Here is a 1,532-nt window from a genome sequence, read left to right on the forward strand (position 1 = left end):
CCAGTAAAGCAAGAGATCATCATAATCGAGCACATTTTGATGCTGTTTGGCGTCCACATAGGCGGCAAAGAGCTGTTTCAACTGCTCTTCCCAGCCAAGGGCAAAAGGATAGGCATTCTTTAACACTGCGCCGATTGTACTCTCGGAATTGACGACCCGCGAATAGATTGCGAGACAAGTGCCCTTGGTTGGAAAGCGGCTTTCCATTTTCGAGAAACCCAGTTCATGACGAATGAGGTTCATGAGATCGGCGCTATCTTCTCGGTCATGAATGGTAAAGTCGGCGCTGAGCCCGATCTGTTGGGCGTAAATACGCAAAAGACGCGCACCAATTCCATGAAACGTTCCCGCCCAGGCCAGGGCGTCCGTCATGACGGACGAATGATCGCCAAGCACTTGTTTGCAGATACGCTGGACACGCCTGGCCATTTCGGACGCCGCGCGACGCGAGAATGTCATCAACAATATCCGGCGCGGATCAGCGCCATTGACGATCAGGTGAGCCACACGATGCGCCAATGTGTTCGTCTTGCCCGATCCAGCACCAGCGATGATCAAAAGTGGACCGCCGATCGCACCATCCGGCATGGCGACGCCATGCTCAACCGCCTCGCGCTGGCGATCATTCAGTTTTTCCAGATGGGCCGCTGCCATATGTCCTCGTCACGCATGAATGGTTTTGAACACGGGACCGCGGGTAATCGGCTGACATGTCCATGTGTGCTTTACTAGAGCATTCGAAACAAAAAGGGAACATCCTTGCTTGTGCCCTAGCAATGCTTCCCCGCCTCGCAATCGCTGCAGTTAAACTATGGAGTCTCCACGAGCGCTAATTGGTGAGATGTAGTGGTGGCAATCTCCGCGCAAATGTGCTAATGTGGGTTTGTGTATTTATATGGAGGCAGCCGTTATGAGCCGTCTGACAATCGACATAACAGATCAGCAGCACCAAAGCCTCAAGGCATTGGCGGCCTTGCAGGGCAAGACTATTAAGCAATACGCTCTCGAACGTCTGTTTCCAGGTGATGTTAATGCCGATCAGGCATGGCAGGAACTTAAAACCGTGCTGGGAAGTCGCATCAGCGATGGTCTTGCGGGCAATGTATCTACCAAGAGCATCGGCCAAATTCTGGATGATGAACTGGACGGGAATCGCGCTTGACGGCCTATGTCCTTACGGTAGAGGCGGAAGCGGATATGCGCCATATCATCCGCTACACGCGCAAGCAATGGAGTGATACACAGGTTCGGCGCTATATCGGCAAGCTCGAACGTGGAATCGCCAAGCTTGCAGCTGGCCAAGGTATTTTTAAGGATATGAGCGCACTATTTCCGATGTTGCGGATGGCGCATTGCGAACATCATTACGTTTTTTGCTTGCCGCGTGAAAATGCACCTGCCTTGGTGGTCGCAATTTTTCACGAACGAATGGATCTCATGGCATTGCCAAGTTGTTTGATCAAGGCATCGAGCAGGTTGCACGTGTGTTTTTCAAGCCGTCATTTCAGCAGTGTAGTCACGCCATAATGCAA

General features: G+C 52.0%; 3 protein-coding genes. 2 read left to right on the top strand and 1 reads right to left on the bottom strand.

The window, feature by feature from the left end:
- The coding region (locus D8666_RS23905; RefSeq protein ID WP_147438037.1) for a UvrD-helicase domain-containing protein at positions 1–654 on the bottom strand (654 nt) is incomplete at its 3' end.
- Positions 655–910: 256 nt separating this feature from the next.
- Here D8666_RS23905 and D8666_RS23910 point away from each other — a divergent pair.
- Complete coding sequence (locus D8666_RS23910) at positions 911–1,162, top strand: type II TA system antitoxin, ParD family (protein WP_109365660.1); 252 nt, start codon at positions 911–913, stop codon at positions 1,160–1,162.
- A complete protein-coding gene (locus tag D8666_RS23915) occupies positions 1,159–1,527 on the top strand; it encodes a type II toxin-antitoxin system RelE/ParE family toxin (RefSeq protein WP_121539685.1) in 369 nt (122 codons plus the stop codon). Before D8666_RS23910 ends, D8666_RS23915 begins: the two co-directional genes overlap by 4 nt.
- The last annotated feature ends 5 nt before the right edge of the window (positions 1,528–1,532 follow it).

Origin of the sequence: Ochrobactrum soli (assembly GCF_003664555.1) — a bacterium.
Classification (GTDB): domain Bacteria; phylum Pseudomonadota; class Alphaproteobacteria; order Rhizobiales; family Rhizobiaceae; genus Brucella; species Brucella teleogrylli.